The following is a 14,901-nucleotide window of genomic DNA, read 5'->3' as shown; positions in this document are numbered from 1 at the left end:
CGCAATGAAAAAGGCCGCCCGGAGGCGGCCTTCGAAATCGCGGTATTGAAACCTGTCACTCGGCTTCCTTGGCAGCCTTCTTCTTCGGCGTGGCCTTCTTCTTCGGCTCTTCCGCCTCATCGGTAGCTTCGCCCGCCTTCGCTTCACTTGCCTTGGCTTCGGTCTTCTTCGAAGATGCCTTCTTGGCCGGCTTTGCCTTGGTCGTGGTTTCGGCCTCTTCGTCGTCGGCCATCAGCTCGTCCTTGCTGACCTTGACGTCGTTGACCGAAATCTGGCCGAGCAGATAGTCGACGACCTTCTCCTCGAACATCGGCGCCCGCAGCGCGTTGATGGCTTCCGGGTTGCTGCGATAATACTCGAACGCTTCCTGCTGCTGGTTGGCCGGGAAGCGGCGCACCTGTTCGAGCAGGCCGCGCTGAAGTTCCTCGTCCGACACGGTGACGCCGGCCTTCTCGCCGATCTCGGCCAGAACCAGGCCGAGGCGCACGCGGCGTTCGGCAAGACGCATATATTCGGCGCGCGCCTCTTCTTCCGTCGTCTCCTCGTCGGTGAAAGTACGGCCCGCGGCTTCGAGGTCACGGTTGACCTGAGCCCAGATGTTGTTGAACTCGGCCTCGACGAGCTTCGAGGGCGCTTCGAAGGAATAGGCGGAATCGAGCTGGTCGAGCAGCTGGCGCTTCACCTTCTGGCGTGTCATCGAGCCGAACTGGTTCTCGATCTGGCCGCGCACGATTTCGCGCAGGCGCTCGAGCGATTCCAGGCCGAGATTCTTGGCCGTCTCGTCATTGACTTCGAGCGCACCGGGCGCCGACACTTCTTTCACCGTGACGTCGAAGGTGGCCTCCTTGCCGGCCAGATGCGCCGCCTGGTAGTTTTCGGGGAAAGTGACGGTGACCTGCTTCTCGTCGCCGGCCTTCGAGCCGACCAACTGGTCCTCGAAGCCCGGGATGAACTCCTTGGAGCCGAGCACAAGCGGCTGGTCGTTGCCGGCGCCGCCGGCGAAAGCCTCGCCGCCGATCTTGCCGACATAGTCGATGCTGACGCGGTCGCCCTCGGCGGCCTTGCCGGTCTTCGGCTCATAGCTGCGCGCCGATTCGGCAACGCGCTTGACCTGATCCTCGACTTCCGATTCCGGCACGTCATAGACCTGACGCGTCACCTTGATGTCGGAAAAGTCCTTGATTTCGATCGCCGGAATGACTTCGTAGTTGAGGCTGAATTCGAAGTCGGAGCCGCCGGCCAGGATCTTCTCGGCCTCTTTCTCGTCCTCGGTCATGATCACTTCGGGCTGCATCGCGGCCTTTTCGCCGCGCTCCGAGATGATGGAGCGGGTCGAATCGTTGAGGATCTCGTTGACGACCTCGGCCATGAACGACTTGCCATACACCTTGCGCAGGTGCTGCACCGGCACCTTGCCGGGGCGGAAGCCGTTGATGCGCACCTTGGCGCGGGCATCGGTCAGCCGCGCCATCAGCTTGGCTTCCATGTCACCGGCCGGCACGGTGATCTTGATCTCGCGCTTGAGACCGGAGTTGAGCGTTTCGGTGACCTGCATCCTAGAACCTTTGTTTCACAATGAGACTGCCAAACGGTCTTAGCCGTTTACAGCCTGCCGGTATGATGTTGCCGGAAATGGCTTTTGGTACGGAACCTGGCGATTTGACCGCTGATGCGGCTCAAACTCCCTGAACTGCGCCTTGCCAAATGCGAATAAGTTTTTGTTTTTCCTGGAACTTTTCACATCTTGCAGAAGCGGAAATTCACTTTCCGTCACATTCGACACGCCTTTTGTCACAGGCTAGGCTAATTTTCAACTATCTTCGCTCCAATGCATGTCGCCCAAAACCGCGCAGCGGTTTTGGGCGAACGGCATGCATTAAAACAAAGACCAAAGCGCGTCGCCTGAATCCATTTTTCGACGCGCCGCGCTTTAGCCGGATAAGCATGACTTGGGCGCCGACATTGACAGAATGATGGCTACATGGGATTGCCGGGGAAAGCGGATGTGGCGGAATTGGTAGACGCCCTGGATTTAGGTTCCAGTGCCGAAAGGCGTGGGGGTTCGAGTCCCTTCATCCGCACCATCCTTCGCTCTTGTCCTCCGAAGCCTTGGCGAAGGAGGACGGCGCGTCCCCAGAGTCAACGCCAAAACCTAACCCTAATAAAGCGGCTCCTCGAACAGCGCTTTCTCGCCATCCATCAGTGCCTTGATCTGTGCCGTGCCGTTGGCCGCGAGCGCGAGCTTGATGCCGAACGGCCGCACGCGCATGTCATTCTGGATCGCCATACCCTCGCCTTCCGGCAGGTAGAAGCGTCCGATTCCATAGTCCGGCGCGATCGTCGCGTCGGGACTGCGAAGATCCCAGCCCGCCGCGACATGACCGGCGATATCCGCCTCGTCCGCGCCGGCCGGAGCAGGCGCCTTGTCGAGCCAGGCTGCCGTCGGCTGCCAGTAGCCGTCGCCGCCCTTCTTCAAACGCACCATGATCGAGCTGTCGTCGCTGGAAAATGCGCCTTGCGGGACGTTGGCGATCAGCTTCACCGGGATCCGCGAAATGTTGTTGTTGAGCGAGATATAGTCGCCGCGCAGGAGATCGCGCGGATCGACCGGCTCGACTTTCAGCAGCACTTCCTTGCCGTTGCGCAGGATCGCGGCGCGGCCGGCGATGATCCAGCCGAGAAAGCCGATCTGGACAAGCGCCAGCACCAGCGCCGAGATGATCAGTTTCTTGCCGGTCATGCCGCTGCTCCCGTCTCGGCCGGCGCTCTCATGCGCTTCTCGATGCGGATGATGACCAGCGCCAGAATGCCGAGCAGCACCGCCGCCGCCAGGAAGAAGCCGGCCGTATCCAGCATCGACTGCAAGGTGACGCTGTAGATGATGGCAAGCTCGAAGGCGAAGCCGGCATAGGCCAGCCAGCGCAACCCCCTGCTCTCGCGGCCCGCCAGCATGATCGCCGCGACGATGCCGGCCAGCGCCACGATCGAGGCGACAGCGAAACCACTGTTGTAGGTGCTTTCATCCGCCAGCTCGAACTGGATCATGGCCAGGCCGGTCAGGAAGCCGAGCAAGGCGTGCAAGGGCAGGCGACCGCCAAGCTGAAGGATCCTGTCGATCGGGTCGCCCGCAAAAACCGCCGCGGCAAACAGCAACGCTGAGACGACAACCAGCGGAACGGCGATCCGCAATGTGCTGTGATCCCCGACCAGGAGCACGAGATAGAAAAGCACTGACAGGATGATCAGATGACGCGAGGCCTGGCTGCGTGTCCAGAACGAAATGGCGAACAGCACGATCGCCATGACGATGAAGAAATGCAGAAACTCGGCGCGGCCGAAAAAGTCGAAGCCCTTGAGGAACAGCCAGGCATCCGCGATGCCGACCGCCGCCACCGTGAGCGGGTTCGAGCGCAACGCCACGGCGGCCAGCGCCGTACCGGCGCACCATGTCACCAGCGCCGAGGCTTCATCACCGGAGAGATGATACATCTGGCCGATCAGCGCGATCGATCCGCCGAAGGCCGCGGCGGCAACGATCCACAGCGCCTCGCCGATCGCGGCGTGGTCGCGCGTCTTCAGCACCGCGCCGCCGACATAGCCGGCAATAATGACGGCGAACAGCGCCGCAACTCGTGCCAGGCGCGGGATGGCCTCCCAATTGGCGGCGACGAAAATCAGGATCGCCGCGCCGAACAAGAGCGCAGCCATCATCGCCAGGATGGAGCCGAAACTAAGCGACGCGCGCTCGTTGGCGGCGATATCTTGCGTCAATGCTTCCGCCGTGGCGGGATCGATCAGCCCTGCCTCCCGCCAGCGGGCGATATCCGCCCTCACCCGTGTCGCATAGCCCGCCATGCAAATCCCCAAAGCCCGGTCGTTTTCTAAGCCGGAACCGCCAAACCGTTGACGCGGCGGCATTTTCCGATTCGGCCTTCTTTGTGACGCAGGCGTGAATGGCCGTTAATGCTGCATTGCACAATTTGCATTGCTGCCATGCGCCAACGGCACTTTTAAACCGATATGATCCCACCTATTTTCTGTTCGTACACAAACGGAATGATCCGAAGCAAAGACGAAACGAGAACTACCATGAACCTGATCCGCAACTACCGCAACTGGCGCCGCTACCGGGACACCGTCTCCGAGCTGACCCGCCTGTCGAACCGTGAACTGACCGACCTCGGCATCAGCCGCAGCGACATCCACTTCGTCGCCCGCAAGGCGGTCTAATCCGCTTCGGACCGCAAATGGTCCGAACCAGTTTTGAAGAGAGTAACGACAATGAACCTGATCCGCAGCTATCGTAACTGGCGCGTCTACCGCGACACCGTTACCGAGTTGGGTCGGCTTTCGAACCGCCAGCTCCATGATCTCGGCATCGTTCGCGACGAGATCAAGATGGTCGCCCGCAAGGCGATCTAACCAGGGATTTCGCCAGGGTCGACCTCCTCCCCGACCCTGACGGATACGGTCAGCCTTCACCTCCTCCCGAGGGTTGACCACCAAAACGGCGCCCGCCGGACCTCCTCCCCCGGCGGGCGTTGTTCAGAAGCGAACGAAGTTCGTCTTCCAGGGGTTTCGCTCCCTCTAAAAAGCGAAATGAATTTCGTCAAAGCCGACCTCCTCCCCGGCAATGACGAATAAGGTCGATCTTCACCTCCTCCCGAAGATCGGCCCCCAAAACGACACCCGCCGGACCTCCTCCCCCGGCGGGTGTTGTTTTTTTGGCGTCTGATTTCCCGCCACGTCCGTTGCCGCCCGGCAATTGCAATCGGGCCGCCAAGTGATTATTCCGGCGCTCATGAGCAAAAATCCTGTACACGTCATCGGCGGCGGCCTCGCCGGCTCCGAGGCCGCATGGCAAATCGCCGAGGCCGGCGTCCCCGTCGTGCTGCATGAAATGCGCCCGGTGCGCGGCACCGACGCGCACAAGACCGATGGTCTGGCCGAGCTTGTCTGCTCAAACTCCTTCCGCTCCGACGATGCCGAGAACAACGCGGTCGGCCTGCTGCACGCCGAAATGCGGCTTGCGGGCTCGCTGATCATGAGCGCCGGCGATGCGCACCAGGTTCCGGCCGGCGGCGCGCTGGCCGTCGACCGCGACGGCTTTTCGGACGCGGTCACAGCGAAGATCGAAGCGCATCCGCTGATCACCATCCAGCGCGAGGAGGTGCCCGGACTGCCGCCCAAGGAATGGGACCAGGCGATCATAGCTACCGGCCCGCTGACGGCGCCGTCGCTGGCGCAGTCGATCGCGGAAGCCACCGGCGCCGATGCTCTGGCCTTCTTCGACGCGATCGCGCCGATCATCCATTTCGACACCATCGACATGAATACCTGCTGGTTCCAGTCGCGCTACGACAAGGTCGGCCCCGGCGGCACCGGCAAGGACTACATCAACTGCCCGATGGATAAGGAGCAGTATTTTGCCTTCATCCAGGCGCTGCTGGATGGCCAAAAGACCGAGTTCAAGCAGTGGGAAGGCACGCCCTATTTCGACGGCTGCCTGCCGATCGAGGTGATGGCCGAGCGCGGTGTCGAGACGCTGCGCTACGGCCCGATGAAGCCGATGGGTCTGACCAACGCCCACAATCCGACGGTCAAGGCCTATGCGGTGGTGCAGCTTCGTCAGGACAATGCGCTGGGCACGCTCTACAACATGGTCGGTTTCCAGACCAAGCTGAAGCATGCCGAGCAGGTGCGCATCTTCCGCACCATTCCGGGGCTCGAAAACGCGGACTTCGCCCGGCTCGGCGGCCTGCATCGCAACACCTACATCAACTCGCCGACGCTGCTCGATCCTTCGCTGCAGCTGAAATCGCGGCCGGGCCTGCGCTTCGCCGGCCAGATCACCGGCTGCGAAGGCTATGTCGAAAGTGCCGCGATCGGCTTGCTCGCCGGCCGCTTCGCCGCCGCCGAACGACTTGGCCAGCGGCCCTCGCTGCCGCCGTCGACCACCGCCTTCGGCGCGCTGCTCAACCACATCACCGGCGGCCATATCGTCTCGGATGACGAGCCAGGCAAGCGCTCCTTCCAGCCGATGAACGTCAATTTCGGCCTGTTCCCGCCAGTCGAAGCGCCGAAGGCCGAGGGCAAGCGCCTGCGCGGCAAGGACAAGACCGTCGCCAAAAGGCACGCCATCACCTCGCGCGCGCTGGCCGATTGCCGCGGATGGCTGGGGCTGCCGGCGCAGGCGCAAGCCGCGGAATAAGCTTTTCGGTTCCGGTTGGACGATCCATATAAAGTAGGATATCGTCCTACTTTATATGGATGGAGGCAATGCCATGGAAACCGCCGAGAAACTGTCGATCACCGTCACGCCTGCCATGGCACGAATGATCCGTGAAAAGGTCGAGGACGGCTCCTTCGGCTCGGCAAGCGAAGTCATTCGCGCCGCGCTTCGCGCCTTTCAGCGCGAGGAACAAGAGCATTCAGAACGCATGGCATCGATCCGAGCGCGAGTGAAGGCATCGATCGAGGACAAGAGGCCAGCCGTCCCGCTCGATGAGGCAGTCGACCGGGTAAAGAGCCGGATTTCGCAACTGGCGCGAGACAATGATGATCCAGCGTCTCGCCGTCGTTCTTAGCGAAGCAGCCATAGCCGACCTCGAAGCCATTGCCGCCTATATCCTTGAGAGCGGAGGCAGCGAAAGCGTCGCCACAACGGTTTCATCGATCGGATAAGAGAGCGCTGCCAAAGTATCGGTAATGCCCCACGGGGCGGCCGCCTCCGCGAGGGTATAATGCAGGGGCTAAGGACAGTTCCGTTCGAGCATTCAGCGGTAATCGCCTATGTCATTGAGGGTGATAGCGTATTTATCGTCAACGTCTTCTACGGCGACCGCGACTTTGAAGCGCTCATGCGTGGCGACAATCCATCCTGACGGGGCTAACTACTCCGCCGGCTCTGCACCCGCCGCCGGCAATCCCGGCTTCCCCGCCTGTGACGGATTCCTCCGCACATAAGCCGCCTTCAGCGTTTCCGACGTGTCGCGCGAGCCGTCATGGCTCCAGCCCGGCGGCTGGATGAGATAGTTGAGGCGCTGGCGCAGCGTCAGTCCCGGCGTCAGCGCATCCTTGAACATGCCGATCCATTCGTGGAACGCCACCTTCAGCGGGTTGAAGGTGCCGATGTTCTTGACGATGCCGTAGCGCGGCCGATCCTCCTCCAGCTCCTCGACGAAAGTGCCGAACATGCGGTCCCAGATGATCAGCGTGCCGGCGAAATTGGCGTCGAGATAGCGCGGATTGGTGGCGTGGTGGACGCGGTGGTGCGACGGCGTGTTGAAGATGAATTCGAACCAGCCCCACATCTTGCCGATCGTCTCGGTGTGGATCCAGAACTGCCAGACAAGGTTGAAACCGAAGACGAAGGCGATCACCGCCGGGTGGAAGCCGAGCAGCACCAGCGGCGCCTGCAGGATGAAGGTGAAGGTGAACAGGCCGGTCCAGCTCTGCCTGAGCGCCGTCGAGAGGTTGTAGTGCTGGCTGGAATGGTGGTTGACGTGCTCTGCCCACACCCAGCGCACCCGATGCGCGATGCGGTGATAGACATAGTAGCGCAGGTCATCGAGCAGGAAGGCGGCGACGAACACCCAGATCGACAGGCCGAGATTGAAGAAGCGGAACTGCCACAGCCACAGCAGCGCCCAATAGGACACCACGCCAAGCAGGAGGCCGGCGACGACATTGCCTGTGCCCATCATCAGGCTGGCCAGCGTGTCGCGTGTCTCGAACGATCCCTTGGCGCGGCCGGTGCGCACCAGCCAGAGCTCGATCAGGATCGCCGCGACGAAGAACGGGATCGCGAGCTGGGTGACCTGCGGGAAATTATACTGGTCCATCACGCGGCCTTTCGGATCTGATCGCGGCCTTGCAGCGCCGCCGCCACGGCACGCGCGCCGGCCTGGTCGGCAAAGACGAAACTGCCGCCTTTCCAGGTGAAATCATTCAGCCGCAGCGAGACCACGTTCCCTTCCCTGGCCAGCGCCAGGATGTCGTGCGGCGTGACGATACGCGTCAGAAAACAGTCGCCGATGCTCTGGACGATGCCGCAGCGCCGCGGCCCGAGGTCGAGAAACGCCGCATGATTGTCGGCGGTCAGCCACACGGTGCCCGGCTCTTCGTCGGGAAAATCCTCGGCAAAGCGTGCAAGCGCCTGATTCGCGCCGGCAAGCGTCGCGGTTGTCGTGCCGCCGGTGAAATGCACGGCCGCGACGGACAAAGCGATGCCGAAAACGACTAGGACGACCAGGACTGGCAGGCTCATGGAAAACGCGGCTCCTCCGGCGGCCCGCATTTCTTTGACGCGAGTCCACGCGACGGAATCCCTAGCACGATTGACGTTTACGTCAAAGGGGTGCCCAGCCCCGCATCGCATGACGCAAGAGCAGCCAGTGCCGGCGCAAGGTGGAGAGCGTCGCCGTCGCGTTGAGCGGCGATCCGCCGGCTTTCTCCATCCTATGGAGATAAGCGCGGGTCAGCGCCAGCGGCAGGAAGGCGGGTCGCAGCGCGACGGGGAGCGCCGGCGCGCCTTTCTCGAAGGCGTTGAGATGCTCGCGCGCCAATGCGATCATCGCCGCGACCGCGCGCTCCGCGGCGGCCCCGCCCTCTCCTTTGATGAACTCGTCCGGCGCTGCGCCGGCCGCCGCCAGGATGTCGGCGGGAACAAAGCACTGTCCGCGCCGGCGATGCAGCGGCAGCAGCAACAACAGGCCGGTGATGGCCTGCGCGCAACCGGCCCTGCCCGCCAACTCGGCAAAGCGAGGCGCCGCGACCGGATCGAGCACCATTGCCGCAAGCTGGATCAGTGCTGCGGCCGTTTCGCCGCAATAGCCCTCCAGATCGGTCCGCGACGGCATCGGATCGTCATAGAGATCGAAAATCCGCGCCTCGAGCATGTTGTCGAAAGCAGCTTTCGGCAGCCGGTTGGCGATGATCGCAGCGCGCAGCGCATCGGCGGTCGGATGGCCTGTCCCGGCATCCCCGTCGGCCGCGATGACGTCGCGCCACCATTGCAGCCTCACCTCGCCCGGCAGCGGCTCGTGGATGCGATCGCGCACGCCGGCGATTTCGGCGTTGAAGGCGTAGAGCGCAAGCAAGGTGTCGCGCTTGTCGGCCGGCGCGTAGAGCGCCGACAGATACCGGTCATGGTCGGCGGCGCGCACCGCATCCATGACGATGTCGCCATTCTTGACGATGTTGGAAGTGCCGGCCATTCAATCGACGGCAATCAGCGCCGCGGCCACGGCGCGATCTTCGGCCAGCAGCACATTGTAGGTCCGCACCGCCGCTCCCGTCGACATCGGGTCGGCCGAGATGCCGGCCTCCTTGAGCGCCGCGCGCAGCGCCGCCGGCAATGGCCGCAGGTCCTTGCCCATGCCGACCAGCAGGATCTCCACCTTGCCGGCCTCAGCGAACAGCCTGTCGAAGTCCGAGGCTTTCAGCGCCTGCGGATCGGCCGGCTCCCAGCCATGGATGCCGGACGGCAGGACGAGCAGCGATCCGCGATGCGACATGTCGGCGAAGCGGAAGCCGCCATTGCCATACGCCTCGATAGGCGCCCTGCCCGGGTAATGCGCCTCGCGGATGATTATGCCTTTGGCCATGGGTCTAGAGCATGATGCCGAAGAGTGTGGAGCGGTTTTCGGACGACATCATGCTCTATCTCTTTGCTTGAGAGCCGGATCAGATTTCAGGTCGACTTGAAATCATCCGGCTCCGACGGCGTCAGGTCGCCACGGCCTTGCCGTTCACCGGCTTTTCCTCGTCCGTCGTCGCGGCCTGCGGCCGCAACTTGAACAGGATCAGCAGCGGCGCGGCGATGAAGATCGACGAATAGGTGCCGAACACCACGCCAAATAGCATCGCCAGCGTGAAGGAGCGGATCACCTCGCCGCCGAACAGCACCAGCGCCAACAGTGCCAGGGACGTCGTGACAGACGTCAGCGTGGTTCTCGACAGCGTCTCATTGATGGCGTTGTTCAACAGCTGCGGCAGCGGCATCTTTTTGTATTTTCGCAGATCCTCGCGGACGCGGTCGTAGACGACGATTGTATCGTTCAACGAATAGCCGATGATGGTCAGGATCGCAGCCAGCGAGGACTGGTTGAACTCCAGCCCGGTCAAGACGAAGAAGCCGATCGTCATCACCACATCGTGCACCGTGGCGACGATAGCGCCGACCGCGAACTGCCACTCGAAGCGGAACCAGACGTAGAGCAGGATGCCGGCCAGCGCGACCAGCATGGCGATCGTGCCCTGCTTGGCAAGCTCGCCGGAGACGGTCGGTCCGACCACCTCGACCCGGCGGAAGTCGTACTGGTCCTGCAATTCGCCCCTCACCTTGTCGATGACGGTCTGCTCGGCATTCTCTCCGGCGTCCTGCGTGCCGACGCGGATCAGCACATCGTTCGGCGCGCCGAATTGCTGCACCTGGATCTCGCCGATGTTGAGCTCGGAAAGCCTGTTGCGGATGTCACCGAGATCGGCGTCGCCCTGTTTGGACTGCACCTCGATTATCGAACCGCCCTTGAAGTCGATGCCGTAGTTGATGCCGAGGGTCAGGAATCCGACAACTGAGAGGATGGACAACGTGCTTGAAAGCGCAAAGGTCCAGCGGCGGATACCCATGAACGGGATCTTGGTGCCCGGCGGAATGAACGTGACCGGAGCGCGCGGCAGTTCCTTCGGGCGGGCGCGGCGCAGCCAGATCGACACCAGCATGCGGGTGAAGGTGAAAGCGGTGAAGACAGTGGTCAGAATGCCGATGGCGTAGGTGATCGCGAAGCCCTTGACCGGACCCGTGCCCAGCCAGAACAGCACCACGGTGGCGATCAGCGAGGTGACGTTGGAATCCACGATCGTCGCCAGCGCCTTGGAGAAGCCCGTGTCGATTGCCTGGATCACCGAGCGGCCGTTTCGCCGCTCCTCGCGGATGCGTTCATAGATCAGAACGTTGGAGTCCACCGCCATGCCGATAGTGAGCACGATACCGGCGATACCAGGCAGAGTGAGCGTGGCGCCCAACAGCGAAAGCGCGCCGACGATCATCGCCACATGCACGGCCAAGGCGATATTGGCGAGAAAACCGAGGAAGCCATAGGCAACGAACATAAAGGCGACGACGAGGATCGAGCCGATCACGCCCGCCACCTTGCCGGCATGGATAGAGTCCTGGCCGAGGCCAGGACCGACCGTGCGTTCTTCGATGATGGTCAGCTTCGCCGGCAAGGCGCCGGCGCGCAGCAGCACGGCAAGGTCGTTGGCGCTTTCAGCGGTGAAATTGCCAGATATTTGGCCACTGCCGCCAAGGATCGGCTCGCGGATCACCGGCGCCGAGATCACCTGGTTGTCGAGAACGATGGCAAACGGCTTGCCGACATTCTGCTGGGTCGCCTGGCCGAACCGCGTCGCCCCGCGCGAATTGAAGGTGAACGAAACGACCGGCTCATTGGTCTGCGAGTTATAAGTCGGCGTCGCATTCGACAGGTCTTCACCCGACACGATGACGCGGTTCTCGACGAGGTAAGGAACAGGAGGATCGTCCTGTGAATAGAGGACTGAATCGCCCGGCGGCGGGCGGTTCTTCATCGCGTCCTGGACCGGCACCGACGTATCGACCATCTGGAACGTCAGCTTGGCGGTCTGGCCGATGATGTCCTTGAGCCTTTGCGGATTCTGAAGCCCGGGCACCTGGACCAGGATGCGGTCGTCGCCCTGCCGCTGCACGATCGGTTCGGTGGTGCCGAGCGCATTGACGCGCCGCTCCACCACCTCGATCGCCTGCGACAACGCCGTCGATGTGCGGTATTTGATGCCGGCATCCGTAACGGTGAACTTCAACAATCCAGGCTCGGAGTCGTCCAGCGTCATCGACTGCACGGCGCCGCCGGCAAAGAGGCCAGCCGTGACCGGATTGGTTATCGGCTTCAGCGCCGTCTTCGCGGCTTCGACCTGGCTCCGATCGTTGATGCGCACCTGCACGATGCGGCCCGTTCCACCAAGTCCGGTATATTGGATCTTGGCGTCGCGCAGCAGCGTCCTGATCTCGTCGCGCGTCGTCTCCAGCTGATCCTTGACCAGATCGTTCTGATCCATCTGCAGCAGGATGTGCGAACCGCCCTGGAGGTCGAGGCCGAGCGTCATCTGCCGCTTCGGCACCCAGCTCGGCAACTGCGCCAGCATGCTCGCCGGGAAAAGGTTGGGCGCGGCGAGGATCACTGTGATGGCCACGGCGAGCCAGATCAGGATCATCTTGAGGCGCGAGAAATAGAGCATTCTTCTTATCCGTTCAGGCGTACAAGCGGCAGCATTCCGCCATCGGCTCGGTTGTTAGCTATCGTCGTCATTTCAACCACGGCCGGCCCTATCGTGCTTCCTCGACGATTGTCAATCGCGCCGGCAACGCACCGGTGCGAAACAACACGGCAAGTTCGTTAGCGCTTTCAGCCGTGAAATTGCCCGATATCTGGACTGTGCCATGTTCGATGGGCTCGCGGATGATCGGCGCTGAAATCACGTGATCGTCAAGGATCACGGCAAATGGCTTGCCGATATTCCGCGTGGTCGCCCATTTGAAACGTTGCGTACCCTTCGAATCGAGCCGGAATGCGACGACAAACTGTTCTGTAGACCCGTCGCGGGTCGCTTCCGCGTCCAGCACACTGTCGCCCGAGACAAGCACCCTATCTTCGACCAGATAGGGAACTGGCGGATCATCCAGGGTGTAAAGCACCGTTGAACCGGCAGGCGCCTGGCCATTGACCGCATCGTCCACAGGCGTCGAAGTATCAACCAATTGGAAGCTCAGTCGGCCTTGCCGAGCGAGGGTTTGCGCCAAGCTGTGCAAATCCGCGACGTTTGGCGCCTGAACCAGTATGCCGTCATCCGTCAATTGGACCGCGGGATCGGCCACGCCAAGTTCGTTGAGGCGATTTTTGATGATCTCAATCGACTGTGTGAGCGCGGCATAAGTTCGATACTTCGCGCCGGCATCGGTCATTGTAAACTTCAACAGGCCGCGCTCGCTGTCGTCCAGCGCAAACTCCTGGACCGGACCTTCCTTGCCGGCAATGGGATCGACCGCCGCCTTGAGCGCCGCTTTGGCGGCCTCGGCTTGCCCTGGATCGCCAATGCGCAGTTGAACCGTGAGGCCCGATACAACAAGGCCGCTATAGCTGATCCTGGGTTCGGCGTCGCGAAGCAGCGCCCTGATCTGGTCGCGCATTGCTTCCAGCCGGCGGCTTTTTACCTGGTCAGTATCGAGGTGAAACAGAATATGCGCACCTGGCACGGCGGCAAGAACATTCGACGCGCCGAAGACCATCGAGATCAGGGCAAGCCCCATCATCATGACCCTCAGGCGCGAAAGATAGACCATATGCCGCCGTTCGTCAGAACTCTGCCCGCGGCTGTCGCCGCCGGGATTTCACCTACTTCTTGGCGTTCTGGTTCGCCACCGGCTCGCCCTTGACGCGCACCTCCGAGATCGTCGAGCGCAGCGCCGTCACTTTGGTTCCGCCGCCAAGGTCGACCTCAAGCTCGTTGTCGTCGATCACCTTGGTCACCTTGCCGACGAAGCCGCCGCCGGTCACCACCGTATCGCCGCGGCGCACCGCCGATAGCATTTCCTGACGCTTCTTCAACTGCGCGCGCTGCGGCCGGATGATCAGAAAATACATGATCACGAAAATCAGGACAAACGGCAAAATCGAGATGAACATGTCTGGCGAGGCGCCGATGCCCTGGGCGTATGCCGGTGTAACAAACATCGAGAAACTCCTGGATATGAAATACCGCCGGGGCGGCCCCGCGAAAATTTGGCCGGAATATAGTCGGTAACGTTGCCAATGCAACTGCGCTGCGAGCCGAATCCGTTGCTTTTCCAGCCGTTTGGCGCGTGCTAGAGCGTCGCAGTCGCGTTCGCCGAAAGATCATGCTCCAACAAAAGCTTGGGGCTGGTTCTTGCAGTACCGCCGCGAAACCTGCTTCGACAAACCGCAATGCCTGAACAAAAGACCTGATATGACCGACAGCCTGGACGTCCTGAACAAGAAACTCGACCGCCTGATCGAGGCGGTTTCCCGCCTCGCCTCGCCGCCCGTTCCGCAAACCGATCTCGGCGTCGCCGAATGCTTCGTCTGGCAGGCTGAACCCGGCTATCTGGAGCCGGTGCGCAAGGTGAACCGCGTCGATATCGGCTTGATCCGCGGCGTCGACCGCGTGCGCGACATCCTGCTCGACAACACCGAGCGCTTCGCCTCGGGCTATGCGGCCAACAATGTGCTGTTGTGGGGCGCGCGCGGCATGGGCAAGTCGTCGCTGGTCAAGGCCGTGCATGCCACCGTGAACGCTTCCGACAAGCTCGACCGGCCGCTGAAGCTGATCGAGATCCACCGCGAGGATATCGACACGCTGCCCAAGCTGATGGGCCTGTTGAAGGCGGCGCCCTACCGCTTCATCCTGTTTTGCGACGACCTTTCCTTCGACCATGACGACACCTCGTACAAGTCGCTCAAGGCAGCGCTCGAAGGCGGCGTCGAAGGCCGGCCCGCCAATGTCATCTTCTACGCCACGTCCAACCGTCGGCATCTGTTGCCGCGCGACATGATCGACAATGAACGCTCGACCGCCATCAACCCTTCGGAAGCGGTGGAGGAAAAGGTCTCGCTCTCCGACCGTTTCGGGCTGTGGCTAGGCTTCCATAAATGCTCGCAGGACGAATATCTCGACATGATCGACGGCTATGTCCGTTATCACGGCCTGGAGACCGACCCGGAGCAGTTGCGTGCCGAGGCTCTGGAATGGGCGACGACGCGCGGCAGCCGTTCCGGCCGCGTCGCCTGGCAGTTCACGCAGGATCTCGCCGGCCGGCTCGGAAAGCCGCTGAAGGATTGAAGC

The 14,901-nt window shown here is 62.1% G+C and carries 16 protein-coding genes and 1 tRNA gene; 7 read left to right on the top strand and 10 right to left on the bottom strand.

The window, feature by feature from the left end; all coding sequences use genetic code 11:
* Positions 1–55: 55 nt before the first annotated feature.
* Positions 56–1,555, bottom strand: coding sequence for a trigger factor (tig, locus tag YU3_RS0116435; protein ID WP_027167278.1), 1,500 nt, complete (start codon positions 1,553–1,555; stop codon positions 56–58).
* A gap of 444 nt (positions 1,556–1,999) precedes the next feature.
* Here tig and YU3_RS0116430 point away from each other — a divergent pair.
* A tRNA-Leu gene (locus YU3_RS0116430) sits at positions 2,000–2,084 on the top strand.
* 74 nt (positions 2,085–2,158) lie between these two features.
* Here YU3_RS0116430 and YU3_RS0116425 read toward each other — a convergent pair.
* Both YU3_RS0116425 and YU3_RS0116420 read right to left on the bottom strand, forming a co-directional pair.
* On the bottom strand, positions 2,159–2,740 hold the full coding sequence (locus YU3_RS0116425) for a GDYXXLXY domain-containing protein (RefSeq protein ID WP_027167277.1): 582 nt from the start codon (positions 2,738–2,740) through the stop codon (positions 2,159–2,161).
* Entirely contained in the window at positions 2,737–3,855 is a 1,119-nt protein-coding gene (locus YU3_RS0116420; RefSeq protein ID WP_027167276.1) for a DUF2157 domain-containing protein, read from the bottom strand. Before YU3_RS0116420 ends, YU3_RS0116425 begins: the two co-directional genes overlap by 4 nt.
* A 234-nt stretch (positions 3,856–4,089) precedes the next feature.
* Between YU3_RS0116420 and YU3_RS39355 the strand changes: the two genes are divergently transcribed.
* The 5 genes from YU3_RS39355 to YU3_RS42250 all read left to right on the top strand — a co-directional run bounded on the left by YU3_RS39355 (position 4,090) and on the right by YU3_RS42250 (position 6,884).
* Complete coding sequence (locus tag YU3_RS39355; RefSeq protein WP_084508102.1) at positions 4,090–4,230, top strand: DUF1127 domain-containing protein; 141 nt, start codon at positions 4,090–4,092, stop codon at positions 4,228–4,230.
* Positions 4,231–4,281: 51 nt separating this feature from the next.
* Positions 4,282–4,422: a DUF1127 domain-containing protein gene (locus YU3_RS39350; protein ID WP_084508100.1), complete on the top strand. Its 141-nt coding sequence runs from the start codon at positions 4,282–4,284 to the stop codon at positions 4,420–4,422.
* A gap of 379 nt (positions 4,423–4,801) precedes the next feature.
* Entirely contained in the window at positions 4,802–6,211 is a 1,410-nt protein-coding gene (gene trmFO / locus YU3_RS0116405) for a methylenetetrahydrofolate--tRNA-(uracil(54)-C(5))-methyltransferase (FADH(2)-oxidizing) TrmFO (RefSeq protein ID WP_027167275.1), read from the top strand.
* A 73-nt stretch (positions 6,212–6,284) separates the two neighbouring features.
* The gene (locus YU3_RS0116400) at positions 6,285–6,587 is read left to right on the top strand and encodes a type II toxin-antitoxin system ParD family antitoxin (RefSeq protein WP_027167274.1); all 303 of its coding nucleotides are present in this window, start codon (positions 6,285–6,287) and stop codon (positions 6,585–6,587) included.
* A gap of 84 nt (positions 6,588–6,671) precedes the next feature.
* Positions 6,672–6,884 (top strand): type II toxin-antitoxin system RelE/ParE family toxin, encoded by a 213-nt coding sequence (locus YU3_RS42250; protein ID WP_348631176.1) that lies wholly within the window; start codon positions 6,672–6,674, stop codon positions 6,882–6,884.
* Positions 6,885–6,893: 9 nt separating this feature from the next.
* On the opposite strand, the gene YU3_RS0116390 is transcribed toward YU3_RS42250, so the two are convergent.
* From YU3_RS0116390 to yajC, 7 genes are all read right to left on the bottom strand, one after another.
* A complete protein-coding gene (locus YU3_RS0116390) occupies positions 6,894–7,844 on the bottom strand; it encodes a sterol desaturase family protein (RefSeq protein ID WP_027167273.1) in 951 nt (316 codons plus the stop codon).
* Positions 7,844–8,269, bottom strand: coding sequence for a hypothetical protein (locus YU3_RS0116385; protein WP_027167272.1), 426 nt, complete (start codon positions 8,267–8,269; stop codon positions 7,844–7,846). The genes YU3_RS0116390 and YU3_RS0116385 overlap by 1 nt, the downstream gene beginning before the upstream one ends.
* An 82-nt stretch (positions 8,270–8,351) precedes the next feature.
* Complete coding sequence (locus YU3_RS0116380; RefSeq protein WP_245273524.1) at positions 8,352–9,218, bottom strand: phytoene/squalene synthase family protein; 867 nt, start codon at positions 9,216–9,218, stop codon at positions 8,352–8,354.
* Positions 9,219–9,608 carry an Mth938-like domain-containing protein gene (locus YU3_RS0116375; RefSeq protein ID WP_027167270.1) on the bottom strand — a complete coding sequence of 130 codons (390 nt, stop codon included), beginning with the start codon at positions 9,606–9,608 and terminating at the stop codon, positions 9,219–9,221.
* Between the two features lie 121 nt (positions 9,609–9,729).
* Positions 9,730–12,279 (bottom strand): protein translocase subunit SecDF, encoded by a 2,550-nt coding sequence (gene secDF / locus YU3_RS0116370; protein WP_027167269.1) that lies wholly within the window; start codon positions 12,277–12,279, stop codon positions 9,730–9,732.
* 88 nt (positions 12,280–12,367) lie between these two features.
* Positions 12,368–13,381, bottom strand: a complete 1,014-nt coding sequence (locus YU3_RS0116365) for a hypothetical protein (RefSeq protein WP_027167268.1) — start codon at positions 13,379–13,381, stop codon at positions 12,368–12,370.
* Between the two features lie 52 nt (positions 13,382–13,433).
* Positions 13,434–13,772 carry a preprotein translocase subunit YajC gene (yajC, locus tag YU3_RS0116360; RefSeq protein ID WP_027167267.1) on the bottom strand — a complete coding sequence of 113 codons (339 nt, stop codon included), beginning with the start codon at positions 13,770–13,772 and terminating at the stop codon, positions 13,434–13,436.
* Between the two features lie 253 nt (positions 13,773–14,025).
* On the opposite strand from yajC, the gene YU3_RS0116355 reads away from it, so the two are divergent.
* On the top strand, positions 14,026–14,898 hold the full coding sequence (locus YU3_RS0116355; protein WP_027167266.1) for an ATP-binding protein: 873 nt from the start codon (positions 14,026–14,028) through the stop codon (positions 14,896–14,898).
* Positions 14,899–14,901: the final 3 nt, after the last annotated feature.

Origin of the sequence: Mesorhizobium sp. WSM3224 (assembly GCF_000427725.1) — a bacterium.
Lineage (GTDB): Bacteria > Pseudomonadota > Alphaproteobacteria > Rhizobiales > Rhizobiaceae > Mesorhizobium.
Note: the sequence above shows the minus strand (reverse complement) of the source record. Positions and strands in the feature narration are given on the sequence as shown.

Coding starts and splice junctions, on each gene's coding strand:
- YU3_RS0116425 (WP_027167277.1), bottom strand. CDS start 2,740: ATGACCGGCAAGAAACTGATCATCTCGGCGCTGGTGCTGGCGCTTGTC.
- YU3_RS0116390 (WP_027167273.1), bottom strand. CDS start 7,844: ATGGACCAGTATAATTTCCCGCAGGTCACCCAGCTCGCGATCCCGTTC.
- YU3_RS0116355 (WP_027167266.1), top strand. CDS start 14,026: ATGACCGACAGCCTGGACGTCCTGAACAAGAAACTCGACCGCCTGATC.
- yajC (WP_027167267.1), bottom strand. CDS start 13,772: ATGTTTGTTACACCGGCATACGCCCAGGGCATCGGCGCCTCGCCAGAC.
- YU3_RS0116420 (WP_027167276.1), bottom strand. CDS start 3,855: ATGGCGGGCTATGCGACACGGGTGAGGGCGGATATCGCCCGCTGGCGG.
- tig (WP_027167278.1), bottom strand. CDS start 1,555: ATGCAGGTCACCGAAACGCTCAACTCCGGTCTCAAGCGCGAGATCAAG.
- YU3_RS0116375 (WP_027167270.1), bottom strand. CDS start 9,608: ATGGCCAAAGGCATAATCATCCGCGAGGCGCATTACCCGGGCAGGGCG.
- YU3_RS0116385 (WP_027167272.1), bottom strand. CDS start 8,269: ATGAGCCTGCCAGTCCTGGTCGTCCTAGTCGTTTTCGGCATCGCTTTG.
- YU3_RS0116400 (WP_027167274.1), top strand. CDS start 6,285: ATGGAAACCGCCGAGAAACTGTCGATCACCGTCACGCCTGCCATGGCA.
- YU3_RS0116380 (WP_245273524.1), bottom strand. CDS start 9,218: ATGGCCGGCACTTCCAACATCGTCAAGAATGGCGACATCGTCATGGAT.
- secDF (WP_027167269.1), bottom strand. CDS start 12,279: ATGCTCTATTTCTCGCGCCTCAAGATGATCCTGATCTGGCTCGCCGTG.
- YU3_RS0116365 (WP_027167268.1), bottom strand. CDS start 13,381: ATGGTCTATCTTTCGCGCCTGAGGGTCATGATGATGGGGCTTGCCCTG.
- YU3_RS39355 (WP_084508102.1), top strand. CDS start 4,090: ATGAACCTGATCCGCAACTACCGCAACTGGCGCCGCTACCGGGACACC.
- trmFO (WP_027167275.1), top strand. CDS start 4,802: ATGAGCAAAAATCCTGTACACGTCATCGGCGGCGGCCTCGCCGGCTCC.
- YU3_RS39350 (WP_084508100.1), top strand. CDS start 4,282: ATGAACCTGATCCGCAGCTATCGTAACTGGCGCGTCTACCGCGACACC.